23 protein-coding genes are annotated in these 23806 nt (G+C 58.8%); 5 read left to right on the forward strand and 18 right to left on the reverse strand.

What is annotated here, in order from left to right; all coding sequences use genetic code 11:
• Positions 1–15: 15 nt before the first annotated feature.
• The gene (gene secD / locus JM93_RS22070; protein ID WP_155197708.1) at positions 16–1626 is read right to left on the reverse strand and encodes a protein translocase subunit SecD; all 1611 of its coding nucleotides are present in this window, start codon (positions 1624–1626) and stop codon (positions 16–18) included.
• Between the two features lie 131 nt (positions 1627–1757).
• Entirely contained in the window at positions 1758–2090 is a 333-nt protein-coding gene (gene yajC / locus JM93_RS03400) for a preprotein translocase subunit YajC (RefSeq protein WP_145340629.1), read from the reverse strand.
• Positions 2091–2326: 236 nt separating this feature from the next.
• Between yajC and JM93_RS03405 the strand changes: the two genes are divergently transcribed.
• Entirely contained in the window at positions 2327–3199 is an 873-nt protein-coding gene (locus tag JM93_RS03405; RefSeq protein ID WP_145340630.1) for an ATP-binding protein, read from the forward strand.
• Between the two features lie 102 nt (positions 3200–3301).
• Positions 3302–3802 carry a DUF2165 family protein gene (locus JM93_RS03410; RefSeq protein WP_170230495.1) on the forward strand — a complete coding sequence of 167 codons (501 nt, stop codon included), beginning with the start codon at positions 3302–3304 and terminating at the stop codon, positions 3800–3802.
• 87 nt (positions 3803–3889) lie between these two features.
• Here the strand turns inward: JM93_RS03410 and JM93_RS03415 are convergent, their stop codons facing one another.
• From JM93_RS03415 to nagZ, 11 genes are all read right to left on the reverse strand, one after another.
• A complete protein-coding gene (locus JM93_RS03415) occupies positions 3890–5284 on the reverse strand; it encodes a M23 family metallopeptidase (protein WP_145340632.1) in 1395 nt (464 codons plus the stop codon).
• A gap of 128 nt (positions 5285–5412) precedes the next feature.
• Positions 5413–6117: a protein-L-isoaspartate(D-aspartate) O-methyltransferase gene (locus JM93_RS03420; protein WP_145340633.1), complete on the reverse strand. Its 705-nt coding sequence runs from the start codon at positions 6115–6117 to the stop codon at positions 5413–5415.
• A gap of 17 nt (positions 6118–6134) precedes the next feature.
• Positions 6135–6893 (reverse strand): 5'/3'-nucleotidase SurE, encoded by a 759-nt coding sequence (gene surE, locus JM93_RS03425; RefSeq protein ID WP_145340634.1) that lies wholly within the window; start codon positions 6891–6893, stop codon positions 6135–6137.
• Positions 6893–8173 (reverse strand): serine--tRNA ligase, encoded by a 1281-nt coding sequence (gene serS / locus JM93_RS03430; protein ID WP_145340635.1) that lies wholly within the window; start codon positions 8171–8173, stop codon positions 6893–6895. The genes surE and serS overlap by 1 nt, the downstream gene beginning before the upstream one ends.
• Before the next feature lie 63 nt (positions 8174–8236).
• Complete coding sequence (gene tatC / locus JM93_RS03435; protein ID WP_145340636.1) at positions 8237–9034, reverse strand: twin-arginine translocase subunit TatC; 798 nt, start codon at positions 9032–9034, stop codon at positions 8237–8239.
• Positions 9031–9468 carry a Sec-independent protein translocase protein TatB gene (gene tatB, locus JM93_RS03440; protein ID WP_145340637.1) on the reverse strand — a complete coding sequence of 146 codons (438 nt, stop codon included), beginning with the start codon at positions 9466–9468 and terminating at the stop codon, positions 9031–9033. The genes tatC and tatB overlap by 4 nt, the downstream gene beginning before the upstream one ends.
• A 53-nt stretch (positions 9469–9521) precedes the next feature.
• Entirely contained in the window at positions 9522–9758 is a 237-nt protein-coding gene (locus JM93_RS03445; protein WP_145340638.1) for a twin-arginine translocase TatA/TatE family subunit, read from the reverse strand.
• 117 nt (positions 9759–9875) lie between these two features.
• Positions 9876–10910, reverse strand: coding sequence for an ABC transporter ATP-binding protein (locus tag JM93_RS03450; RefSeq protein WP_341873618.1), 1035 nt, complete (start codon positions 10908–10910; stop codon positions 9876–9878).
• A gap of 119 nt (positions 10911–11029) precedes the next feature.
• Positions 11030–11731, reverse strand: coding sequence for an SMC-Scp complex subunit ScpB (gene scpB, locus JM93_RS03455; protein ID WP_145340640.1), 702 nt, complete (start codon positions 11729–11731; stop codon positions 11030–11032).
• Positions 11732–11759: 28 nt separating this feature from the next.
• On the reverse strand, positions 11760–12572 hold the full coding sequence (locus tag JM93_RS03460) for a segregation and condensation protein A (protein WP_145340641.1): 813 nt from the start codon (positions 12570–12572) through the stop codon (positions 11760–11762).
• 26 nt (positions 12573–12598) lie between these two features.
• A complete protein-coding gene (gene nagZ / locus JM93_RS03465; RefSeq protein ID WP_145340642.1) occupies positions 12599–13615 on the reverse strand; it encodes a beta-N-acetylhexosaminidase in 1017 nt (338 codons plus the stop codon).
• Between the two features lie 138 nt (positions 13616–13753).
• Between nagZ and JM93_RS03470 the strand changes: the two genes are divergently transcribed.
• A complete protein-coding gene (locus JM93_RS03470) occupies positions 13754–14767 on the forward strand; it encodes an alpha/beta hydrolase (RefSeq protein ID WP_145340643.1) in 1014 nt (337 codons plus the stop codon).
• On the opposite strand, the gene JM93_RS03475 is transcribed toward JM93_RS03470, so the two are convergent.
• A complete protein-coding gene (locus tag JM93_RS03475) occupies positions 14764–15690 on the reverse strand; it encodes a DMT family transporter (RefSeq protein WP_145340644.1) in 927 nt (308 codons plus the stop codon). The two genes, JM93_RS03470 and JM93_RS03475, sit on opposite strands and share 4 nt — an antisense overlap.
• Before the next feature lie 136 nt (positions 15691–15826).
• Between JM93_RS03475 and JM93_RS03480 the strand changes: the two genes are divergently transcribed.
• Positions 15827–16735, forward strand: a complete 909-nt coding sequence (locus JM93_RS03480; RefSeq protein WP_145340645.1) for a LysR family transcriptional regulator — start codon at positions 15827–15829, stop codon at positions 16733–16735.
• 97 nt (positions 16736–16832) lie between these two features.
• Here the strand turns inward: JM93_RS03480 and JM93_RS03485 are convergent, their stop codons facing one another.
• From JM93_RS03485 to JM93_RS03500, 4 genes are all read right to left on the reverse strand, one after another.
• A complete protein-coding gene (locus tag JM93_RS03485; protein ID WP_145340646.1) occupies positions 16833–17291 on the reverse strand; it encodes a hypothetical protein in 459 nt (152 codons plus the stop codon).
• Positions 17292–17497: 206 nt separating this feature from the next.
• On the reverse strand, positions 17498–20104 hold the full coding sequence (locus JM93_RS03490; protein ID WP_145340647.1) for an SPOR domain-containing protein: 2607 nt from the start codon (positions 20102–20104) through the stop codon (positions 17498–17500).
• A gap of 72 nt (positions 20105–20176) precedes the next feature.
• Positions 20177–21946: an arginine--tRNA ligase gene (gene argS / locus JM93_RS03495; protein ID WP_145340648.1), complete on the reverse strand. Its 1770-nt coding sequence runs from the start codon at positions 21944–21946 to the stop codon at positions 20177–20179.
• Between the two features lie 87 nt (positions 21947–22033).
• Positions 22034–23257, reverse strand: coding sequence for a deoxyguanosinetriphosphate triphosphohydrolase (locus JM93_RS03500; protein WP_145340649.1), 1224 nt, complete (start codon positions 23255–23257; stop codon positions 22034–22036).
• A gap of 168 nt (positions 23258–23425) precedes the next feature.
• On the opposite strand from JM93_RS03500, the gene erpA reads away from it, so the two are divergent.
• Positions 23426–23767 (forward strand): iron-sulfur cluster insertion protein ErpA, encoded by a 342-nt coding sequence (erpA, locus tag JM93_RS03505; RefSeq protein ID WP_145340650.1) that lies wholly within the window; start codon positions 23426–23428, stop codon positions 23765–23767.
• The last annotated feature ends 39 nt before the right edge of the window (positions 23768–23806 follow it).

Genomic DNA, 23806 nt, shown 5'->3' on the forward strand with positions numbered 1-23806 from the left:
AAGTCTTCTCCCGGCTTATATTGGCAGTTTCGACGGCCGGCGTGTGCGCACCCAAATGGCGACCAGCAACCGGCTGAAGGTGAAGGCGGAAAACACCGTCGTAAAAATCCCGATGGCCAGTGTAACGGCAAAGCCGCGCACCGGACCCGACCCAAGCTGGAACAGGATAACTGCTGCGATGAGTGTCGTGACGTTGGCGTCCAGAATGGTTCCAAGCGCCCTCTTGTAGCCCGCATCAATGGCCGTGATCGCCGATCGTCCCGCGCGCGCCTCCTCTCGTATTCGCTCGAAAATCAAGACGTTGGCATCAACTGCCATCCCGATCGTCAAGACGATCCCCGCAATGCCCGGCAGGGTCAGTGTTGCCTGCAGTGTCGTCAACGCACCGAATATCAGAAGGATGTTTGCGACCAGCGCCAGGTCGGCGATCACGCCAAACCGGCCATAAGCGAGGATCATGAAAATGATTACGGCCGAACCGGCGATGATGGACGCCACCTCGCCGGCCGCGATCGAGTCCGCTCCAAGGCCCGGTCCGATCGACCGCTCTTCGATGACGGTCAACTTGGCCGGCAAGGCACCGGCTCTTAGCAGAACGGCAAGATCATTGGCGCCGTCGACCGTGAAACTGCCTGAGATCTGCCCGGATCCGCCAGTAATCGGCTCGCGAATGACAGGCGCAGAAATCACCTCTTCATCCAGCACGATCGCGAACGGACGGCCGACATTTTGCTGCGTAATCGTCGAAAACTTGCGGGCGCCGGACGTGTTGAACCGGAAATTCACAACAGGTTCGTTGGACCGCTGGTCAAAACTCACCTGCGCATCGACGAGATCCTCGCCACTGAGAAGCGGGGACTCTTCCAGCAAATAAGGAAGTGGCGGATCATCAATCGAATAGCGCACGATCGTGCCGACCGGCGGGCGGTTCTGGAGCGCCTGTTCAGCAGACATCGACGTGTCGACCATGTGGAAGGTGAGCTGCGCGGTCTGGCCAACGAGATCCTTCAACCGTTCCGGATCCGCTTCGCCCGGCGCCTCGACCAGAATCCGGTCGGTCCCCTGACGCTGGATGTTCGGTTCTGTTGTGCCGATTTCATCAACACGGCGGCGGATAACTTCGATGGATTGTTGAACGATCGACTGCAGGCGGTTATCGAGCCCGGCCTCGGAATAGGTGAAGCGGATCAAACCATCATCATTGACCGCAATGTCAAACTCATCGACTGGCTGCCCGCCAAACAGCGAAGATACCAAGGGGTTGCGCAGCTCTTCCAGACGCTGCTCCGCCTCGTTCAGACGGGTGAGATCCCGAATACGAACCTGTGCACCATCGCCTTGAACCCCCAGCCCGGTATAGCCGATGCGGGGCTGTTCGCGCAGCGCCACCCGGATCTCACCAACGAGCGATTGAAGCCGCTTGTTGATATAGTCCTGCTGATCGACCTCATAAAGAAGGTAGGCACCGCCTTGAAGATCCAGCCCGAGGACCATCTGCTTTTTCGGCAGGAAGTCAGGCCAGCTTTCAAGCGTCTTGGCGGAGAAGAAGTTTGGAAGGGTTGTGATAAACCCTGCAAAGATCACCAGAACGATCAGCGCGATCTTCCAGCGGGCAAAATAAAGCATGACGGAGGCCTGTGCTAAAGGGCCAGGCCGGCTTCAAGCCGGCCGGACAGACATTCATTCCAAAGAGTGTGGCCCTGCCTTAATGGCAATGTCAGGCCAAATGCGCGTGATGCGGCATGGTTGGCCGCGGATCAGGCGCCCTCTTTCGCAGGCTCGGACTTGGATCGCACTTCCTGGACCATGGAACGTACGATACGCACTTTCACACCTTCTGACAGCTCAACCTGTATCTCGCCGTCATCAACCACTTTCGCGACCTTGCCGATCAGACCGCCGGACGTGACGATGGTGTCGCCGCGGCGCAGGTTTGCGACCAGCTCCTGGTGCTGTTTCATGCGCTGGCGCTGCGGGCGGATAATCAGGAAGTACATGATCGCAAAGATCAGCACGAACGGCAGAAGGGACAAAAGGAAGTCCTGACCTCCTGCGCCGGCGGCCTGTGCGTATGCGGGTGTGACTAGCATTCAACTCTCCTAGGAAGGCCAAGCCGACGCTCCTGCAGGGCGGGCGCGGCTGACTGGCCGTTTTTATGTGGCGCGGACTATAACGGTGGCGAGCCGGTTTTCAAGGGATCGGCTGACCAATTGGCGTACCAGAACCGGCTATCCCGGCGTTTTCGCGGTCATTCCTCCGTGTTAGTGCTCGCCTTGATAAAGGACCGCCCTCACATGGGCGTTTTGACAATGGGATGCAAGAACGAATGTCACAGCACAGCGAGATTGAAAAACTCAACGCAAAACTCGATTCGCTGCTCGAGCTGGTAAGCCGCGCTTTTCCGCCGCGCCCCGCGCGCCCGGATATGGAGAGCGCAGATGCCTTTGTCTGGTTGCCCCGCCCTGGCGAACTGCAGCCGGTGCCCAAGGTGAACCGGGTCGACATTTCACTGCTGTGTGCCGTTTCCAGGGTTCGCGACCTGCTTCTCGACAATACCAAGCGGTTTGCCAAGGGACTGCCAGCCAACAATGCCTTGCTGTGGGGCGCTCGCGGCATGGGTAAGTCGGCCCTCGTGAAAGCAGTCCACGCTGCCGTGAATGCGGCAGATGAGACACCGTCATTGAAACTCATCGAGATTCACCGGGAGGATATTGAAAGCCTCCCTGCCCTCATGGCACTGATCCGCGCAGAAAACCATCGCTTTTTAGTGTTTTGCGACGATCTGAGTTTCGACACGGATGACACGTCCTACAAGTCTCTCAAGGCTGTTTTGGAGGGCGGGATTGAAGGCCGGCCCGACAATGTCCTATTCTATGCAACCTCGAACCGCCGCCACCTTTTGCCGCGGGACATGATCGAAAATGAGCGCTCGACTGCGATCAATCCGGCCGAAGCTGTAGAGGAGAAAGTGTCCCTTTCCGACCGTTTCGGGTTGTGGCTCGGGTTTCACAAATGCAGTCAGGACGATTATCTGGATATGGTTCGCGGATATGCCGCGCATTTTGAGCTCGCAATTGCCCCAGATGACCTGCGGGCGCAGGCGCTTGAATGGGCAACCACGCGGGGCAGCCGGTCGGGACGCGTTGCCTATCAATTCATCCAGGATCTCGCAGGACGTCAGGGCAAGGTTCTGGATTGACCGCGCTATCTATATGTTTGTGTGCTAAAATTATTGATTGCTTGATCAATCCGGCGTGTCATTCTGCCCGGTATTTTATTATCGGGTTTCGGAGACATTCCTTTGGCACGCAAAATTCTATGCTTACAGATTTCGAAAGTCTGCCTCGTCGCAAGCGCGGGGCTTTTTGCCTTCCTCGCAGGCTTGTCCAACATTCAGGATCCACATGCCAACATGCCTTTTGTCCGGCATGTCCTTTCAATGGATACCGTTTTTGCCGACAACCCGTTGTCCTGGCGGGCAATCACCAACACTGCCGTCCATACATTTGCATTCGGGGCGATTGTGTTTGTTGAATTTGCGGTAGCGGCGCTGTGTTTTTTGGGTGCGCTCAATCTGGCACGCGCCGCGGGTAAATCACCCGCCGCATTTCACGATTCAAAAGGTTTGGCATGCCTCGGCCTGACCTTGGGCATTCTTCTTTGGTTTACCGGCTTCATGACTATCGGCGGGGAGTGGTTCTTGATGTGGCAAAGCACCCAATGGTCTGGCATTGATGCCGCTTTCCGGTTTTCCGCGCTACTGCTGCTCATGCTGGTTTTCGTTCAGCAGCCGGAAGCCTGACGTTCCGCTCACCCCGCCAGATACGCTGCGACACAACAAAAAAAGCCGCCCATCGGACCGGGCGGCTTTTCATTGCAGGAGAACGGATCAGCTTTTCGGGAGATAAATCAGTGGGTCGACTGGCTTGTTTCCCTTGCGCAGCTCGAAATGCACCTGCGGCTGGCTGACGGACCCGGTGTTCCCGGCCAGACCAACAACATCGCCCCGGCGCACATTGTCACCGCGCTTGACCTTCAGCTCGCTGTTATGCGCGTATGCAGACACCCAGCCATCGTCATGGCGGATCAGAACCAGATTGCCGTAACCTTTCAGCTCGTTGCCCGAATAAATCACGGTACCGTCATCAGCCGCCTTAACAGGTGTCCCCTCCGGAACGGCGAGATTAACGCCGTCATTGCGTGCACCGCCCGGCTTTGATCCGAACTCGGAGATGATCCGGCCTCGTACTGGCCAGCGGAATTGCGGGCCCTCTGTTGCCACCGGATCAACGCTTGCAACAATGGCGGGTCGCTGGATCGGTTCGGTCGGACGGGCTTCGCCGCCAGTTTCGGTGGAAGATACCGACGCGTTTGTTACCGTGCGAACGGGTTGTGCGGGATCCTTCGGCGCCGCTGGCGACGGTGTCTTGATGGACGCGGTTGTCAGGGATCTATTGCCGACCGGCTTTCGCTTTGGCAAGGCACTGACCGTCACGGGAGCGGGCTGAGATGCGCCGGCAGGGCCGGACTGCACCTGGGTAAAGGTCGGTTGCTGCACCGGCTTTTTGTCTGGTGCCGGAGCGGAACCTGCAGTTTGAGGCACAGACGCAGTTGTCAGCACCGGTGAAGCCGATGGCAAGCGGACAGGAGCGCTGCCGCTCAAGTCATTTCGTGCCGTTGTGGTTCCCCCGCCATGAACATAGGTCGGGATAATGATGGACTGACCGGCCTGAACGTCATTGGCGCTGGACAGCCCATTGACCTTCAATACGGCTTTTTCCGGCACACCATATCGGCGCGACAGCGATGAGACGGTCTCGCCTTGGCGGACGGGCACACGTGTTCCGCCGGTCGACGTCCAGCCCTTCCAGCTTGCGCCGGCAACCTCAGGTGCAGGGGCCGTGGCGACCGGCGTGATCTGACGCGGCTGGGAAACGGAAGGCGCTGGCAACGGCGCTGCGGAAACAGCAGTCGGGCTATTCAACGGCTGAGCGCGCGCTGGGACCGGCGCCTGTGACGGGATCGACCCGGTATAAACCGGCTGCGAGGACTGCTGCGGTAAACCTGCGCTGGTTCCGCCGGGCCCGCTGGCAATATCCTGATAGGAAGGTTGGGAGTTTCCGCCGAGAATGGCGCGCTGATTGTCAGTCCCGCCGGTATAGACCGGCGCTTCGCCGAACCGCTCGGTTGCCGCACTACATCCTGCCAGAAACGCGGCACTTATGGATATAAGAGCAACCCTGTTGAAAAGGTCGCTGCGGAGGATACGCGTCCGCTTTTTCATCGCTCTACTCAAACCGATACAGTGAACTGTTATGGTTAAGAGTAAAAACCATTAAGGTTTATAAAGACTGAATGGATTTGAGAAAATCCAATACAGTCCCGCCAGAACGCAAGGGCGGGCACCAAGCCTTACAGGATTTCGGCAACGCCCCTTGTTAACCCGACACTTCTGACCTGGCCCAGCGGATCGGCGACGTCCGCCGTCTCGGTGCGGCGGATTCGTGTGAGGACCTGTGGAGATCCTGGCGGGCCAACCGGCGCAATGATCATGCCCGCCGGCGCAAGCTGTGTGTAAAGAACCTCTGGGATCTCGGTGACCGATCCAGTCAGGATGATCCGGTCGAATGGCGCCCGGCTTTTCAATCCCGCCAACCCGTCGGCGTGGTGTACCGTAACCGTGTTCAATTTCAACGCCGCCAGCCTTTGCGCTGCGAGCGCGGACAGGCTCCTGTAGCGGTCGATGGTCTCGACGCGGCCGGCAAGATGGCCCAGCACTGCCGCCTGGTATCCCGAGCCTGTGCCGATCTCCAGGACCGCATGGTCGGGTTTAATCTGAAGAGCCTGGGCGATCAGGGCGACGCGCGAGGGCGCCGATACCACCTGTCCGCATTCGATCGGCAGTTGCGCATCGTCATAGGCAAGCCGGTGATAACGGGCTGCGAGGAACAGCCGGCGCGGCACACGCTCAATCGCAGACAAGACAGCCCGGTCTCCGATTCCGCGCCCGCGCAAGGTCAAGACAAGGGCCGCCCTCGCCTCGGCTTCGTCGGGCGCTACCCTGGCTGCTTCTTCAAAGAGCGCTGTTGAGCCGGCAGAGATCGCAGATCCTGACATGTCGCGCTGAGTGTTCCCTAAGAGAGGTCCCGGGCCAGGCCCGCCACCATGTCATGTGCAGTCAAGTCTATGCGCAAAGGCGTCACCGATACAAACCGGTCAGCGATTGCATGCAAGTCCGAGTTATCGCGAACAGACTTGCCTCGATCCCTAAACCCGAGCCAGTAGTAAGGGTATCCTCTCGGGTCACGCCGCTCATCAATCACAAGCCCGCTTTGCTCGTGATGCCCCTGAACAGTTGCCTTGATACCCTGCACCTGATCCGGTGCACAGGCCGGAAAATTCACATTGAACAAAGCGTAGTCAGGCAGCGACACTTGAAGCAACTTCTTGAAGAGTTCGGGTGCATGGGCCTCTGCAGTCTCGTAGGGCGGCTCAGAACTGATGTCCCAATTGTAGGCTTGGGACACGGCGATCGCCGGAATGCCAAGAATGGCCGCCTCCATTGCCCCGGCGACCGTGCCTGAGTAGGTCACGTCTTCCCCCAAATTCTGCCCCCTGTTTATACCGGACAAAACAAGATCCGGAAGCCCGGGCAAGACCTTGCGCACTCCCATGATCACGCAGTCGGTTGGCGTCCCCTTCAAGGCAAAGTGCTTTTCACTGACTTGGCGCAAACGGAGCGGTTCGCTCAATGTAAGCGAATGTGCAACGCCGCTCTGGTCGGTTTCCGGGGCAATCACCCAGATGTCATCGGATAGGCTGCGTGCAATGCGCTCCAGCGCCGAAAGGCCAGAGGAGTGAATGCCGTCATCATTGGTTATCAGTATGCGCATCAGCCGATTGTCTCCAACCCGTTCATGTAGGGCCGCAAGACATCGGGCACAGTGATTGAACCGTCACCATTTTGATAGTTCTCAACGACCGCGATCAGCGCGCGCCCGACAGCCACACCGGAGCCGTTCAAGGTGTGAACATGCGACAGCTGTTTGGACCCTTCAGGCCGGTAGCGGGCGTTCATTCGGCGGGCCTGGAAATCACCGCAGACAGAACAGGACGAAATTTCGCGATAGGTGTCCTGCCCCGGCAGCCAAGCCTCGATGTCGTAGGTCTTGCGCGCACCAAACCCCATGTCCCCGGCACACAAGGTCATGACGCGGTAGTGAATGCCGAGCTTTTTCAAGACTGTTTCCGCGCAATCCAGCATGCGTTCAAGTTCTTCGAGGGATTTGTCGGGCGTTGTGACCGAAACAAGCTCGCATTTTTCAAACTGGTGCTGGCGCAGCATGCCGCGGGTATCCCGGCCGGCGGATCCGGCCTCGGACCGGAAGCAATAGGTCAGGGCGGCAACCCGCAAGGGCAGCTCATCCTCTCCCAGGATTTCTCCGGCAATCAAGTTGGTCAGCGGCACTTCGGCCGTCGGGATCATGTAGTGACCGGTTGTGGTCTTGAACTGGTCTTCCTCGAATTTCGGCAGCTGCCCGGTGCCGAAAAGCGGCGTTTCATTCACAAGAAGCGGCGGCGACACTTCCGTATAGCCATGCTCTGCGGTGTGCAGATCGATCATGAACTGGCCAAGCGCACGCTCAAGCCGGGCAATTTGACCTTTCAGGACAACGAAACGCGAGCCGGACAGTTTTGCTGCCGTGGCGAAATCCATACCGCCAAGGTCCTCGCCAAGTTCGTAATGCTCTTTGGGGGCGGTATTGAAGCTGAAGGTCGGTTTTTCGCCGAATCCGCGGAAAAATACGTTGTCGTTTTCGTCTTCGCCTTCCGGCACATCCTCGTGCGGCACATTCGGGATACCGGCCATGGCCTCTTCCAAGGCAGCTACCAGCTTGCGCTCTTCTTCCTCGCCATTTTGAATGAACGATTTGATTTCGGCCACTTCATCGATCAGCTTTTGCGCGGATTCGTTGTCGCCCGACGCCTTGGCCTTGCCGATTTCCTTAGAGGCGGCATTGCGCCGCTCCTGGGCTTCCTGAAGCTTCGTGATATGCGCGCGGCGGGCATCGTCAAGGGAGATCAGCTTTGCACTTGAGGCGTCATAGCCCCGTTTTGCAAGCGCCTTGTCAAAGGCTTCGCTGTTGTCTCTGATCCACTTGATATCAAACATGGTAGGTCCCGGAACGACGGAGTGATGGGCCGACCGCCGAGCCGGGCGTCAAGGGGATGCGGATCAGGCTGAGTTTTCAGCCTCTTCCGCAGCTTCTTTTTCCGCCCGTTTCCGCTCGACGAGTCTTACTGAAATGATGGAGACTTCGTAGAGAAGGAGCGTTGGCAGTGCAAGGCCGATCTGAGAGATCGGATCCGGCGGCGTCAAAACGGCTGCGGCCACGAAGGCTCCGACAACCGCATATTTGCGCTTCTGTTTCAGGCTCTCAGCAGTGACCATTCCGGCCCGGCCAAGCAGCGTCAGCACGACAGGCAGCTGAAACACGAGCCCGAATGCGAAGATCAGGATCATGATCAGGCCGAGATATTCACTCACCCTTGGCAACAGCGAAATCGCGGCTTGTCCGGCGGCACCGTCCTGCTCCATCGAGAGGAAGAACGTCATCGCCATGGGCATGACCAGGAAATAGACCAGACACGCGCCGATCAAAAACAGGATCGGTGTTGCGACCAGGAACGGCAGGAACGCGCCACGTTCTTCCTTGTAGAGCCCGGGCGCCACGAACATGTAGAGTTGGCTCGCTATCACCGGAAAAGCGAGAAAAAGCGCGCCGAACAAAGCCAGTTTCAGCTGGGTGAAGAAGTATTCCTGTGGCGCCGTGTAAATCAGTTCGATCGACCGGGTTTCGCCCGCCGCCCGTTCATAGGGCACCACAAGAATGTTGAAGATGTCGGTCGCAAAAAAGAAGCAAACGATAAACATGACGAGGATTGCGGCGATCGACCACATGAGCCGCTGGCGCAGCTCGATCAAATGCTCAATCAAGGGCGCCTTGCTGGCGTCGATATCTTCCTGGCTCATGCCTTGTTTTCTTCTTGAACAGGCGTTTCGCTCGCAGGCGCGGCCGCGGGCCCGCTGGGTTTATCGGGTGCAGCTTCAGGTTCCGCCGCCGGCGTTTCTGCCTTTTCCACCGGTTTCGGGCGTTCCGGTTTCTTACCCTGAACTGCGCCGTTTTTCTTGCCGTTGATGTCGTCCTCGATGGACTTTGTCAGGTCGCCCAGTGGATTGAGGTTGCCGGCCTTTTCAACCTGCTCCTTCATATCGGCGATGTCGGCCTGCTGTTCGGCCTCCCGAAGGGCCTCATTGAACGTTGACTGAAATTCGCGCGACATGCGGCGCACCTTGCCAAGCGTCTGGCCCAGGCTGCGAAGCATACGGGGAAGATCTTTGGGGCCCACCACGATGATCGCAATACACGCGATCACCAGGAGTTCGGGCCATCCGATATCGAACATAAACGGTCCGCCGTCTCAAGGTTCACCAAAAGGGTCTGGCCGCACGAAGCGGATCAGCTGGCCTTGGACTGGTCTTTGGCTTCTTCGGATTTCACCGGTTCAGCCGGATCATGGTCGATGGTCTTGGATGACTTTGTGTCGTTGCTGGCGACGTCATCTTCGGCCATACCTTTTTTGAAGCTCTTGATGCCTTGGGCGACATCGCCCATCAGAGCCGAAATCTTGCCGCGGCCGAACAGCAGAACAACGATCACGGCGATGATCGCGATCTGCCAAAAACTAATTCCCATTCGCCAAACTCCCGTTATTGGGCCCTTGAAACAGCCCTTACTCAAACTCTTACAAAAAAGCCGGTCCTGCCGCAACTCAGTGCGTGCCAGACTATCGGCTTAGCGAACGCTTCTAATTCAGGTTTCAGAAGGCTCCACAACACACGGAAACACAAGAACATTTTTTGGGTCGGTCTGCACGCCGACGTCCATACCTTCCTCAAGGTTGCTCCCGCCTCTGACCCGAACATGAACCGGCCGGTCCAGCCCGTCAACGGCGACGCTGACAAGGTCGACCTCGCCAACGAACCGTTTGGACAAAATACGTCCGGCCACTCCGCACATTGGCGCCTTGTTCAAGACGATGCCCTGGGGCCGAATGCACACATCGACCGGACTGCCAGGAACAAATCCGTTGAACGGGAGTGTCCCAAGCGGCGTATCGACCCCATTTGATGTGGCGATCCCGGCGATCTGGTTCAACTCTGAAAAGAACCTTGCAGCGAAAACATCTACAGGAGCGTTGTAAAGATCATCTGCCGTGCCGTGCTGGATCAACCGGCCCTGCCGCATGAGGGCGATCTTGTCGCCCATCCGCATGGCCTCCTCCGGATCGTGTGTCACGATAATGCAGGTGGCACGCGTTTCCCGCAGGATTGCCAGCGTTTCATCGCGGACCGTATCGCGCAGCCGCCGGTCCAGCCCGGAGAACGGCTCGTCCATCAACAATATCCCCGGACGCGGTGCGATCGCACGGGCCAGCGCAACACGCTGCTGCTCACCGCCCGACAGTGCATGGGGGAAATCCTGCGCATAGCCCTCTAGCCCAACCCGAGACAGCGCCGCCAGCGCAATCTTACGCGCTTCCGCCTTCGGTACGTTCGTCAGGCCAAACATTACATTGTCGAGGTTGCACATATGCGGAAACAGCGCATAGTCCTGAAACATCAGGCCAACTCCGCGTCTTTCCGGTGGCAGGAATTGATCCGGCCCTGCAACTTCACGGCCGTTGATCAGGACACGGCCGCGCGTCTGACGCTCTACCCCTGCCGCAATCCGCATCAGCGTCGTCTTGCCGCACCCTGAGTGTCCGAGCAGACACAGCACCTCCCCTGGCGCGATTTCGAGCGACAGATCATGGACAGATTCGTTGCCGCTGTAGTCGTGCCACACGTTTTCAAACGTGAGACCGGCTGCGATCGTCGCACCAGCCGTGCCGAGCGCTCCCCAGCTCAGGTCGGCATTCTTCTTGGGCCGTGCCGAGGGTTTTCCGTGATATTGTGCGGACGCGTTCAGTTTTCTTTACCCGGGTTGTCTGGCCCGCCGTCGAACAAGGACTCATCGTCAAGTGGGTCCTCGTCCTCGGTCAAAGCCTCATCATCATCTGGCGTGGGCACCATGAAGGACGCGGGGATGGCGCTGTCAAGCAGTCCGGCCCCTTTTAGTTCTTCAAGACCCGGCAGATCCTTGACCGTATCAAGGCCGAAATGCTCCAAAAACGCTTCAGATGTTCCATAGGTCACGGGCCGGCCTGGCGTACGACGGCGGCCACGCATGCGGATCCAGCCGGTTTCCAAAAGCACATCCAGCGTGCCTTTTGATGTGGAAACGCCCCGGATTTCTTCGATCTCGGCGCGTGTCACAGGCTGGTGATACGCTATGATGGCAAGCGTTTCCAGAGCGGCACGTGAAAGCTTCTTTTGTTCCTCCATGCTGCGGTGCATGAGGTGCGACAAATCCTCTGCCGTGCGGAAGAACCATTTGCCTGCCACCTTTACGAGATTGACGCCGCGGGTTGAATAAAGCCGCTTGAGCTCGAGCAACGCCGCCTCGACCTTGGTGCCGGACGGCAGGCGGTCGGTCAGTTCATGCGCACTCAAAGGTTCTGCGGACGCGAACAGCATCGCCTCGACCATTCGCACCGCGGTGCGGTCGACAGGAGGTTTATGGCCTTCCCCGCCCGCCCCAACCAGAAGATCGTCGTCAGCGCTCATACTCAACACTCACTGCCCGGCAAGGATGTCATTGCCCGGTTTCCGGCCGCGCCTCAACCTGCCGCGCACGAATGTAAACCGGCGAAAACGGCTCGTTCTGGCGCAACTCAACGTGGCCCTCGCGCACCATTTCAAGGCTTGCCGAAAATGTGCTTGCAACGACGGTTGCCCAATCCTCCTTGTTGTGGAGGTACTCCTGCAGATACATGGTGATCGGCGCCCATTCTGCAACACGGCCAACAAGACGTGTCAGCAATTCCCGCGCTTCCTGGAGCGACCAGACGTTGCGTCTGAGCACCCGCACCGAAGTGACCGATTGGCGCTGGCGCTGCGTTGCATAGGCAGACAGCAAATCGTAAGCCGTTGCGTCCCAAACGCTCTTTTTGACGATGGATTCGGTTTCCGGCATACCCCGCGCGAACACGTCCTTTCCGAGCCGGTTGCGGCTCATCAGCTTTTCGGCGGCAGCGCGCATGGCTTCAAGACGGCGCAACCGGAAAGCCAGTGCCGCAGCGAGTTCTTCGCCGGTCGGCTCATCCTCGTCCTTCTGCTCGGGCAGCAAAAGTTTTGACTTCAGATAGGCCAGCCAGGCTGCCATCACCAAATAGTCAGCTGCCAGCTCCAGACGCAGGCGGCGCGCTTCAGTGACAAACGCCAAATACTGCTCGACCAGCGGCAGGATCGAGATTTTCTTGAGATCCACCTTCTGGTTGCGCGCCAGGGTCAGCAGGAGATCCAGCGGACCTTCGAAACCATCGACATCGACCACGAGCTGAGGTTCGGAAACGGCCCGTTCCGGCTCGGTCGCAGTCAATAGGTCGAAATCGTCTTGAACTGCCATGCTTTTGGGTCCTGAGGGGGCATCTTTCACGATGCGAGGCCGGTCAAGCTCCGGAATTCCACCCAAAGCTCGTCGATCTGCGAATCTTGACGGTCTCCCCTGCCGAAAGAAAGAGCGTGGACGCATCGTTCTTGTGTTTTCCCCGCAAGAACCGGGGCACCTTCGGCAACCTGCCGCATTTCATCCAGCGCGCCGTTGCAATGCAGCACCAGATCGCATCCAGCTTCAAAAGACCGCTCGGCACGATCGCGAATCGATCCGGCCAAAGCATTCATGGAGATGTCATCACTCATCAACAGACCGTCAAAGTGCAATGCGCCGCGAATGATCTCATGGATCACCGTTTTGCTCTGAGTTGCCGGGTGGTCCGGGTCGATCGCTTCGTAAACGATATGCGCCGTCATGCCCATCGGCAGATCCTTGAGGCTCGCAAACGGCAGAAAATCGGATGTTTCCAATTCCGGCAACGACGCGCCAACCTTTGGAAGCTCCAGATGACTGTCCACTGTGCCGCGCCCGTGACCGGGGATGTGCTTCATGACCGGCAAGACCCCGCCAGCCGTCAAACCCTGGACCACAGCCCGCCCAAGTGCTGTCACGACGTTCGGATCTTGAGACAGCGCCCGGTCACCGATCGCATCAGACATGTGCGGTGTTGCAACGTCCAGAAGCGGCAGGCAATCGACCGTGATGCCAAGCTTCTGCAATTCGTCTGCAATCAGACGCGCACCCAGCCACGCCGCACGGCAGCCCTTTTCCACGCTGACTGCAAACAGGTCACCGAACAGCTTTTGCGGCGGGAACTCAGGCCAATGCGGCTGCCGGAGCCGGGCTACGCGCCCCCCTTCCTGATCGATCAGGACCGGTGCATCCGGCCGCCCGACACAGTCGCGGAAAGCAGAGGTCAAAGCCCGCACCTGGTCCGGCGTTTCAATGTTGCGCCGAAACAGGATCAGCCCCCACGGGTCTTCCTGCGTGAAAAAGCGAGCCTCTTCGTCGGTGATCGTGAGGCCGGCACATCCGGAAATGAAGGCTTTGGTCATGAAATGCGCATACCGGCCCACTTGCGTGTGGTCAAGCGAGGCCGGGTTGGGCAAAAGGGCTCACCCTTGGTTCGGCGGGTTGCGCTCGGCAGGACAGGGTGCCAAACAGGTACGGCATATGTCCAAGCGGAGGTTTTCATGCGCGCCCAGCCCGATATTCCGTCCGGCGAGATCCACAGGTTCACGATTTCGTCGGATATGTTGAAAACCAACAGGTTGGGTGATCCTTATGTGCGCGAAATTGCGGTCTACATTCCGCATGGCGAGACCGGAGACGGCCTGCCGCTGCTGGTGGATCTTGTGGGCTTTACGTCAGGAGGGCCTGCGCACACCAATTGGAAGAATTTTGGTGAAAACGTTCCAGAACGCGCTGACCGGCTGATCCACGAGGGCAAAATGCCCCCGGTTGCCATCGCGTTCCCAGATTGCTTCACCCGACTTGGCGGCAACCAGTATATCGACAGTCTCGCCATGGGACCATGGGCAACCTGGCTGACAACCGAAATGCTGGCGGCGGTAGAGGGGCGTTTCAAATGCGGCGGTCCGGGTCGCCGCGGCGTGTTCGGCAAATCATCGGGAGGCTATGGCTCGATGGTGCATGCCATGCTGCATGCAGACACGTGGTCAGCCGCCGCCTGCCATTCCGGCGACATGGCCTTCGAACTGTGCTACCTGCCGGAGATGCCCAGTGCGGTGCGGGCAATTGCGCGCAAAGGCTCTATCGAAACCTTCGTGACCGATTTTGAAACAGGTCCGAAGTATCCCGGCGGAGCGTTTCATGACCTAATGACCTTTGCAATGGCTGCCACCTACGATCCGGACCCGGATCCGGACACGTTCTGCGGCATCCGCCTGCCTGTCGATCTGGAAACCTGTGAGATCAATGACGAGCGTTGGAGCGCCTGGCTTGCCTGGGATCCTGTCTTGATGGCCGACAAGCATACACAAGCCCTGAAATCGCTGAAGGGACTCTGGATCGATTGCGGCAGCGTCGATCAGTACAATCTGGTCTATGGCGCGCGCCGGCTTCACAAAAAACTGCAGGGGGAAGGCGTTGACCACGTCTATGAGGAATTTGACGACAATCACTCGTCGGTCGACTACCGAATGGACGACAGCCTGCCGTTTCTGGCCAAAGCGTTGACCACCTAGGCCCGGCCTTTCAGACCGCGCAGGGGCCACTTCAACGTCAGGATCAATCCGCCGAGCACGATGAGCGCTGCCCCTGCTCCCGCTTCGAGCGCCGGTACCTCGTTAAACAGCAAGTACCCGAGCAGCGCGGCAAACAAGACCCAAGCATACCCGACCGGTGCCAGGGTTGCAGCTCCCGCGCGCCGGTAGGCCGCGACATTGAAGGATTGCCCGATGATCGCGCAGGGGCCTAGCAGGACAAACCATCCGGCCACGGACCAGTCGATCCCCTGGTGCAGCGCAATCCAGAGCACGGGCACACCAAGGAGAAGCGCGGCCGCACAATTGACATAGGTCAGCATGACCACCGTGCCTTCGCGCTGGGCAAGATACCGGATCACGAGCGCTTCACAGGCCATGCAAAACGCTCCAATCAGCGCCGCCAACACGCCATCAGCGGGAACACCAGCCGCCGCGCCGGCGTCGCCAGAAACCGACCGCACCACGAGCAAGGCGCCGAGAGCGCAAAAGACGCCTGAAAGCCAGTGCCGGGCCACCACCGTTTCTCGCAAAATCAGCGCGGCTAGGCCAATCGCCATCATGCCTTTGGTCAGCCCAATCGCAGCCGCATCGGCCACTGGCAAAACTGCTCCAGCATAGATCATTCCACCCAGGCCACCGATCGCAAATGCAGCCCGTAAAAGATGGACCCGCCAATGCCGGCTGATATACCCGCCTTCCGGCGCGCCTTTGACAATCCCCGCAGCGCCCAGGGTCAAGGCCCCTCCGAAAAACCGGAGCCATACGAGAACCAGCGCCGGCACTGTACCTTCCGCGATTTTTCCTGCTGCGAAAACCGGTGTGAACAAGGCGATGCCGCACAACGCCAATCCGACAGCAAGCGGTGTGTTTTCGCGCAAAGCGTAGCGGCTGTGTTCTGTCATTTTTGGCTTTCGGGTGAGCGTTTTGAGTGTCTGACTAGCACCCGCCGCCGCGTGTGAGCAGCCGCCAATTTCCAATGCGGGTCATGCGTATATGCATGGCATTGCAGATTGCCATCGGCTTCTGCATAGTAAGACCATGAACTGGGATGACCTTAAAATCGTTGATGCGGCTGCCCGCACCTGGTCGCTGTCGGGAGCCGCAAAGATGCTGGCGATGAGCCAGCCGCAGCTGAGCCGGCGCTTGCGTCAATTTGAAGACCAGATCGGCGCGCGCCTGTTTGAGCGCACCCCCACCGGGCTGAAGCCCACAGAAGCCGGTGCCAAGCTTATCCCCTTGGCTGCGGACATGCGCCGGGACGCAGAAGCGGCCCTTCGAACCCTGCCCGATCTTCCCGGCTCTGCGCTACGCGTTGTGCGGGTATCGGTTGATGAAGTGCGCGCCGAAACGCTTGCGCTCGGGTTTCCTGCGCTTAAAGCCGCGGTCGGGGACATTGAACTGGAACTTGTCGTCAGCCAGCAGCATGCGGACCATCAAAACCGCGGGACCGAATTGCAGATTCGCAGCTGTTTGCCGGAAACGGATACGCTTGTGGCCCATAAGATCGGTGAGCTCACTTATGCCCCCTACGCCGCGCGTTGTTATTTGGACAGGGGCTCGATTGAAGGACTGTCCGAGGCCATCAAGCGCGGAACATGGATTGGCTTTCCACCGGACAATCTCTGGTATCCTTCCCATCGGATTTGGCTTGAGAAGACCCTCAGATACCAGCCGGCGCTGCGGACAAACACCATGACCAGTGCCCGGGATCTTGTTGCCAGCGGTGCCGGCATCGCCCTGCTTCCGGTTTTCATGGGGGATGCCAATCCGGGCCTCGTCAGACTGGGCGATACAGTCCAGGAGCTGACCGGCAACGAACACCTGATCGTACATCGGGACCTGTTGCGCGAACCGGCTGTGCGCGCGGTTTCCGACGCCATTGCAGCGGCCTATCGGTCGATCCGCCAAACACTAAGCGGCGGCTCTCATTTGAAAGCCGCCGGATAGGGAAGTTCAAATTCTGCTCGGCTTAGTTCTGTCGGACAAAGCAGTCGCCGCCGGCCGCCTGCAGGCTTTCACACAGCGAAATCGCCTCGCAAGGGGATTAGCCGGAGTACAGTTCGTCCCAATCACCTTCGCCTAAGCGAGGTAAACCTTGATTATGAACACTGCTTCTAGCCGATTTTGCATTCGCCTTATTCAACGCTTGAGACGGATCGCGAGCTGGTGGTGGGGGAACACTTCCCTTTGCCATGCCGAGGCGCTTGCGGGGTGGCACCGGAGGACGCGGTCGTGAACCAACTTCGCCTGGAACCAAGGCGTTCGACCCATATCCAGCGGCATTGCTTATGACCTGCGCTGCTACCTTTTTAGGATCTTTTGCTGGAGGCGGCGGCGTTCTACTAAACGCGGTTTTTCCTTTGTCAAACGCCGGATCGAAGAGCTTTATCTTGTTTCGTACCTGCTGCGCGGCAAACTCTGACATAACTTTACCCTTATGTTCAGGTCTGTTTTGTTTTCCCCATCCCCGCATGGCACCCGAAAACAATCTAGCAATCGACATCGATTTTCCTTTCGCAACCGTTGAGCAACGCCTACAGATTACATAATTGCAATATTGGGGATAATTTTAGAATTTTTATAAATGGATAAGCCATCCAGCGCGCTCCCGATTTCCGCGCAACTGTCCAGCAGTACAGGCCTTGATTAGTAAAAATAGCGGCTCCCATACGAGAGCCGCCACGTTGCAGATTCTAAGACTTGCTGCGTTCAGTTCTGCCGGACAAAGCAGTCGCCGCCGGCCGCCTGCAGGCTTTCACACAGCGAAATCGCCTCGCCGCGGGATGTTGTCGGAATGCGTGCCCGGTAGAACGTTCCACGATCCCCTAGATCGGCTGACACGATCACAGCGGTCCGGTTGCCCAAAACACTCGGATACTGGCGTTGCAGGCCAGCATACGCATTGCGCGCCGCCTCTGCCGAGCGCTGCGATGTCACCTGTACGATATAGGTTCCGGACGCAATTTGACCGACCTGACCGGATGCCGTTGCAACAGGTGCCGGTGTTGCAGCCGCCGGTGCGGGCGCGGGGTTGGTCAAATTGAGCGGCCCTGACGACGTGTCGGTGGCGACAGGCTGGGGCGCCGACGCAACGCGGACCGGCGCCGGTGGCTTGGCGCGCGGCGTGACAGTCGGAATATCTGCCGGAGCCACCGCCTGGGCAGCCGACGCGTCCGCCGAAGTCTGACCATCTGTTCCGGTCTGTGTCCCAACGATGGCCGGGGTAGAGGGTTGTGCAGGCTGCGGTGTTGCCGGTGCTGACGCGATGTCCGTACCGGATGCCGATGGGCCAGCATTGTCCTGCGATGATGGTATTGGCGTCGTCGTGACAGGTGCCGTTGTGATCGTCGAGGTCACCGGAGCTGACGGATTGGTCGGCGACGCTGGTGCCGACGGCTGTGCGACCGGGCTGGTCGATACCTGCCGCGGCTGGTCACCGTCATTCACAATGCTGCCATCCGGGCGCACCACGAGCGTCCGTACTTTTTTCGGTGCTCCGGGAACAAGAGGATCCGGTGTGGCCGTATTTTCCGGCGCCGGACGCAGTTGCGCAGGTTCTGCCGTCTCAGGAAGCACAAGGCGTTCCCGGGACGGATCGGATAACCCGCCCACCCGGTCATAAATCAGTTTCGCTCCCTGGTCGTCCGAGGCGGCTTGCTGGTTGTCCGGGTAGACTTTGAGATCGCCTTGAAGACCGGCAATGATCGGCGGCGGACCGTCCGGCACTGCAACGCTGTCGTCATCCAGAAGGACGAAGGCTCCGCCACCGATAACTGCGATGCCAAGCACAGCTGCAGCCGCCATCAGACCTTTGCGGGACCTTGGCTCCGACCCTGGAGCTGCGGCCTTTTCGGCCGGCGGATGCGGCGGCAGAACGCCGCTGGTGCCAACGGTCGGATCGCTTTCGTTCATCGCGCGTGCAACAGCATCGAGGTCGTATCCGCCCGGAGGCGGCGGAAGTTCGTCGTCGCCGCTTTGCGGCACGGATGCCGCGGCCGCAGGCCACGTCATATTGTCGATGTCATCCTCGGCAGGAGTGGACGTGTCAGACCCGCGCAATTCAAGCGGCTCTTCGGCGACCGGCCGGCTGGCAGCAGGTGTTTCCGATATGCTGTCCCAGGACACGTTTGTGCGGGCAGAACCGGCCTCATGTGGGGCAACAGCCGGCTCCTGGCGCGATACCGGGAAATCGGGGAGTTTCAAATCGGCAAAAAGCGAATCGAAATCGGGACCTTGCGGCGGCTTGGGATCCGCCTTCGGCATCTCAGGCGCCTGACCGGCTACCGGGGGAGACGTTTGGCCAGAGATCGGTGCCGGATCAAATGCCGCCCGCTCGGAGGCTGCCGGGTCAGAGGTCGGCGCTCTGGGAGCCGGAGACTTCACGCTCTGGGCCTCAGGAGCTGGTGTAGCCGGCAGCTCATAGGACGTTTCCAGCGACGCTTCCGGCTGTGAAATCGCCGCGAAAAGGTCGTCTTCGTCAATCGCTGGTTTGGCATCATTGGCTGGTGCGCCGTAATTGCTGGCAAATCCGGATCCGAAATACGGCTCCGTGCGCTGCGGCTGCGCGTCTGGCCTGGCAGGCTGTTCGGGCGCTGCCGGCTCCTGTGAGGCAGCCACACCGGATTGCAAAGGCGGCGCGGCAACAGGCTTTACGTCAAATGCCGCGTCCTGTGGCGGGCTGTAGGCAGGCGAAGCTGGAGGCATTTCAGACTGCTGTGGCGCGGCGGACAGCGGGTCCGGCGCCGTGTCGAAGTTTTGCCGGAACGCGCCGATAAGCTCATCCTCTAGTTCCGCAGTTAAGCTCTTTTCCAGATCTGCGGTCACGGACGGTGCAGGACGCGGCGCATTGGCAAGGTCGTCCAGCGGTGGCTCGCCGGTCGGCAAAAAGCCAACCCCGCGAGAAGACGGTGCCCGCGCCGGGTCAACAGAGCGGTTCATGGCCTGCGCAGCCGTTGCCTCTATGGAGCCGAGATCTGGCGTTTTGGGCCAGGGGATCTGGTTGTCTGCGGCAGGCTGCGACGGCGTTTGTGCAACGGGTGTTTCTGCAACAGGCGGTGCGGCGCGGTCTGCGGCCGGCCCCGGAGTTGCCGGTGCAGCTGGCTGGGATGTTGGGCCGCCAGCGACCTCGTCAAGACCAGCGAAATAGTCCGTGCTGCCAACGCGGTTCCCTGTCACACTTGCCCCCGGCTGCTTGTTGCGATGTACGATGCGTGCCAGTTCGACCAGCGGATCTTCCGCCGGTTCCTGACTTGTTCCCGGTTGCGGCTGCCCGGAAGGGTACCGCGCTGATTTGGGGTGGTCGGAATTTCCTGCCATGTTTGATTACTATCCGGCCAGTACGGCTTTTTGGCGGCTTACACTTTACAGACCGTCAAAGCCCAAGAGACTTTAGCGCATCTCCTCAGGCGCGTTCACACCCAGCACAGCAAGACCTGAGGCAAGTACCAAAGATATTGCACGAACCAGGGCAAGTCGCGCTAGGGTTAATTTGGTATTATCAGTGTTAATAAAACGTAATTGCGGCAATTCCTTGCCTCTATTCCAGTGCGCATGCAAGGAACTCGCGAGGTCATACAGGTAAAACGCCACTCTGTGAGGCTCATGCGTATCTGCCGCCGAATCAACCACACGCGGCCACTGAGCCAATTTCGAGATCAACTCAAGCTCACCTTCGTCGGTCAGCACCGAGAAGTCTGCCGCGGCGAGCGCCGTCTCCCCAAGGTCCAAAGCAGGGAATTCTTCGGCGGCCTGACGCAACACCGAGTGGCATCTTGCATGCCCATATTGGACATAAAATACCGGATTGTCTTTGGACTGCTCGGTCACCTTTTCGAAGTCGAAGTCGAGCGGCGCGTCGTTCTTGCGATAGAGCATCATGAACCGGATCGGATCCCGCCCTACTTCCTCCACCGCATCGCGCAGGGTGATAAAATCGCCAGACCGTTTGGACATCTTGAAAGGCTCACCGCCCTTGAACAGCTTCACCAACTGGCAGAAGCTGACAATAACTTGCGCCTTACCATCAGAGATTGCTTGCCCGACGGCTTCCAAGCGTTTGGCATAGCCGCTGTGATCCGCGCCGAGAACGTAGATCATCTCGTCATAACCCCGCAGAAACTTGTCCCGGAAATACGCCACATCGGCCGCAAAATAAGTATAAGAGCCGTCCGATTTTTTTAGTGCACGGTCGGTATCGTCACTATAATCGCTGGCCCGGAAAAGCGTTTGCTCCCGGTCCTCCCAGTCTTCAGGTACCTGTCCTTTTGGCGGCGGCAAAGTGCCTTGATACACAAGATCGCGCTCACGCAAGGCGTCCAGCATCTCGTCGATCTTAGATGGGCCGTTACCGTCATGGGTATGCAAGGTGCGCTCGGAATAAAACACCTCGTGATGAACATTGAGCGTTGCCAGATCGTCCCGGATGAGGTCCAGCATCGCCGCGACGGTAAAGTCCTTGACGATTGGAAGCCACTCGCCGTCTGCCATTTTGGTCAGTGCATCGCCGTGCTCTTTCGCCAGCGCCTGACCCACCGGTTTCAGGTAGTCGCCGGGATAAAGCCCCGCCGGGATCGCTCCGATATCCTCGCCCAAAGCCTCGCGGTAGCGCAGGAATGCACTGCGCGCCAGCGTTTCGATTTGCGAGCCAGCGTCATTGATATAGTACTCCCGGGTCACGTCATAGCCGGCGAAATCCAGCAGGTTTGCCAGAGCATCGCCGACAACTGCGCCGCGTGTATGCCCGACATGCATCGGACCGGTTGGGTTGGCCGACACGTATTCCACATTGACCTTTTTGCCGGTGCCTAACCTGGACCGGCCGAAATCAAGCTGTTGTGCCAATACGGCCCCAAGCACATTCTCCCAAACCGAATGCGACACTCTCAAATTAATGAAGCCCGGACCGGCGATTGCAGCTTCAGTGATCTCGGGATCGGCTTGTAGTTTATCCACCAGCTTTTCGGCAAGATCGCGTGGCTTCATGCCAACCTGCTTGGACAGCACCATCGCGGCATTTGTTGCCAAATCGCCATGAGCAGGATCGCGCGGAGTCTCGACCGTCACCCGGGACAAGTCCGGCGCATCGCCTTCTTTTGTCGACAGATCAAGGGATTGCAGCACCGTTTGCACGCGATTTGAAAATTCGGCGAAAATGTTCATCGAAAGCCTGAAGTGTCCATGAAAATAGCTAACCCGCGCGCCGGAGTGGTCTTCGCGGCCCGCTGGCAGTCACATTGTGGCTGCGGCCTAGCTCAAATCCGGCGTATCGTCAAACAGTCTGCGATGTTCTTCGATGGCATATCGGTCTGTCATGCCCGCAATATAGTCGCACACGCGCCGGGCCAGGCCGGTTTCATCCAAGCCTGCGAGATCCTTGTCCCAAGGCGCCGGCATGAGCTCAGGCTCTTTCATGAACCGGGCAAACAGATCACGCACCACATCAGCCACGAGCCGCCGGACGGCGAGAACATCCTCGTGCCTGTAGACCCGCGCAAACAGAAATTTTTTGACTTCACGTTCCGAGGCCGAGGTCTCGCTTGAGAAATCCACCAGGCACCGGCCTGCGGCGCGCACATCCTCAACCGTCTCCGGCTGGACATCGGACAGGCGTTTCATTGCCTCTGTAATGACGTCTTCGACCATGCGGGTGATCGAACGCCGGACGATTTCATGGATGCGCCGGCTTTCTTCAAGGCCAGGATACTTGCTGTCGACATCGGCCAGGATATCGGCCAGAAAAGGTACATCCTTCATGTCTTCGATCGCAAACAATCCGGCACGCATGCCATCGTCCAGATCATGCGCATCGTAGGCAATGTCGTCTGCGATTGCGGCTGCTTGCGCTTCAAGGCTTGGCCAAGTGTGCAGCAGCAGATCCTGCCGGCTTGCATATTCGCGAATGGCGAAGGGAAGTTCACTGTCCTTGAATTTACCAAGCGGGCGGCCCGATGCGTCCAACAATGGGCCGTTGTGCTTGACGAGGCCTTCCAAGGTCTCCCAGGACAGATTCAGGCCGTCGAATTCCGCATAGCGCTGTTCCAGCGAGGTTACGACCCGCAGCGATTGCGCGTTGTGATCGAAGCCGCCGTAGGGCTCCATGCACACATGCATCACGTCTTCGCCCTCGTGCCCGAACGGTGTATGGCCAAGATCGTGAGCCAGCGCCAGGCACTCGGCCAAGTCTTCATCGACGCGCAAGGCCCTCGCGAGCGACCGGGCAATTTGCGACACCTCAATCGTGTGCGTCAGCCGGGTGCGGAAATGATCGCCCTCATGATAGACGAAAACCTGGGTCTTGTGCTTCAAGCGCCGGAATGCGGAGGAATGGATAATCCGGTCCCGGTCGCGTTGAAACGGAGTGCGGGTCGGGCTCTCAGGCTCTTGAAACAAGCGCCCCCGGCTTTTCGTTGGCTGCTCTGCGTAGGACGCAAGCGCCTGCGCCCCATATCCCAAGCCGAGCTCGACATTCATATTCCGCCTCATACTTCATCTTTCAGAGCCTGCCCCGGCGACTTCACCCATCCGACCGAAGCGGCATGCATTGACGCAATGCCTCGCACATCATACCTATCATTGTATGACAAGGCCGCAGCAGGGTCCGCCCTGCCCGGCTCAAACCCGTTGAAATGCGGCAGGCCCATGACCGACACACTTGAACATCCCGTAACAGTCAGCGACCGCGCTGCCAAGCGGATCGCCAAGATTTTGACCGGGGAACCGGATGGAAGCATGCTGCGCGTCTCAGTCGAAGGCGGCGGCTGTTCCGGACTGCAATATAAATACGACTTGGTGACAAGCCGCGAGGACGATGACCTCGCCATTGAGAAAAACGGTATCACCGTCCTCGTCGATTCCATGTCCCTGGAATACATGAGCGGTTCGGAGATCGATTTTGTCGATGATCTGATCGGCCAATCCTTCCAGATCAACAATCCGCATGCCACCTCGGGCTGTGGCTGCGGCACAAGTTTCACAATCTGATTTGTCCTGCTGGCGGCTCAATGCCGCCAGCAGCTATTC

Source organism: Roseibium hamelinense (genome assembly GCF_007830545.1).
In the GTDB taxonomy this organism is placed as follows: Bacteria; Pseudomonadota; Alphaproteobacteria; order Rhizobiales; family Stappiaceae; genus Roseibium; species Roseibium hamelinense.

Bases quoted from the DNA above. Each gene is read 5' to 3' on its own strand.
- secD (WP_155197708.1), bottom strand. From the start codon at position 1,626: ATGCTTTATTTTGCCCGCTGGAAGATCGCGCTGATCGTTCTGGTGATC.
- yajC (WP_145340629.1), bottom strand. From the start codon at position 2,090: ATGCTAGTCACACCCGCATACGCACAGGCCGCCGGCGCAGGAGGTCAG.
- JM93_RS03405 (WP_145340630.1), top strand. From the start codon at position 2,327: ATGTCACAGCACAGCGAGATTGAAAAACTCAACGCAAAACTCGATTCG.
- JM93_RS03415 (WP_145340632.1), bottom strand. From the start codon at position 5,284: ATGAAAAAGCGGACGCGTATCCTCCGCAGCGACCTTTTCAACAGGGTT.
- JM93_RS03420 (WP_145340633.1), bottom strand. From the start codon at position 6,117: ATGTCAGGATCTGCGATCTCTGCCGGCTCAACAGCGCTCTTTGAAGAA.
- surE (WP_145340634.1), bottom strand. From the start codon at position 6,893: ATGCGCATACTGATAACCAATGATGACGGCATTCACTCCTCTGGCCTT.
- serS (WP_145340635.1), bottom strand. From the start codon at position 8,173: ATGTTTGATATCAAGTGGATCAGAGACAACAGCGAAGCCTTTGACAAG.
- tatC (WP_145340636.1), bottom strand. From the start codon at position 9,034: ATGAGCCAGGAAGATATCGACGCCAGCAAGGCGCCCTTGATTGAGCAT.
- tatB (WP_145340637.1), bottom strand. From the start codon at position 9,468: ATGTTCGATATCGGATGGCCCGAACTCCTGGTGATCGCGTGTATTGCG.
- JM93_RS03445 (WP_145340638.1), bottom strand. From the start codon at position 9,758: ATGGGAATTAGTTTTTGGCAGATCGCGATCATCGCCGTGATCGTTGTT.
- scpB (WP_145340640.1), bottom strand. From the start codon at position 11,731: ATGAGCGCTGACGACGATCTTCTGGTTGGGGCGGGCGGGGAAGGCCAT.
- JM93_RS03460 (WP_145340641.1), bottom strand. From the start codon at position 12,572: ATGGCAGTTCAAGACGATTTCGACCTATTGACTGCGACCGAGCCGGAA.
- nagZ (WP_145340642.1), bottom strand. From the start codon at position 13,615: ATGACCAAAGCCTTCATTTCCGGATGTGCCGGCCTCACGATCACCGAC.
- JM93_RS03470 (WP_145340643.1), top strand. From the start codon at position 13,754: ATGCGCGCCCAGCCCGATATTCCGTCCGGCGAGATCCACAGGTTCACG.
- JM93_RS03475 (WP_145340644.1), bottom strand. From the start codon at position 15,690: ATGACAGAACACAGCCGCTACGCTTTGCGCGAAAACACACCGCTTGCT.
- JM93_RS03480 (WP_145340645.1), top strand. From the start codon at position 15,827: ATGAACTGGGATGACCTTAAAATCGTTGATGCGGCTGCCCGCACCTGG.
- JM93_RS03485 (WP_145340646.1), bottom strand. From the start codon at position 17,291: ATGTCGATTGCTAGATTGTTTTCGGGTGCCATGCGGGGATGGGGAAAA.
- JM93_RS03490 (WP_145340647.1), bottom strand. From the start codon at position 20,104: ATGGCAGGAAATTCCGACCACCCCAAATCAGCGCGGTACCCTTCCGGG.
- argS (WP_145340648.1), bottom strand. From the start codon at position 21,946: ATGAACATTTTCGCCGAATTTTCAAATCGCGTGCAAACGGTGCTGCAA.
- JM93_RS03500 (WP_145340649.1), bottom strand. From the start codon at position 23,257: ATGAATGTCGAGCTCGGCTTGGGATATGGGGCGCAGGCGCTTGCGTCC.
- erpA (WP_145340650.1), top strand. From the start codon at position 23,426: ATGACCGACACACTTGAACATCCCGTAACAGTCAGCGACCGCGCTGCC.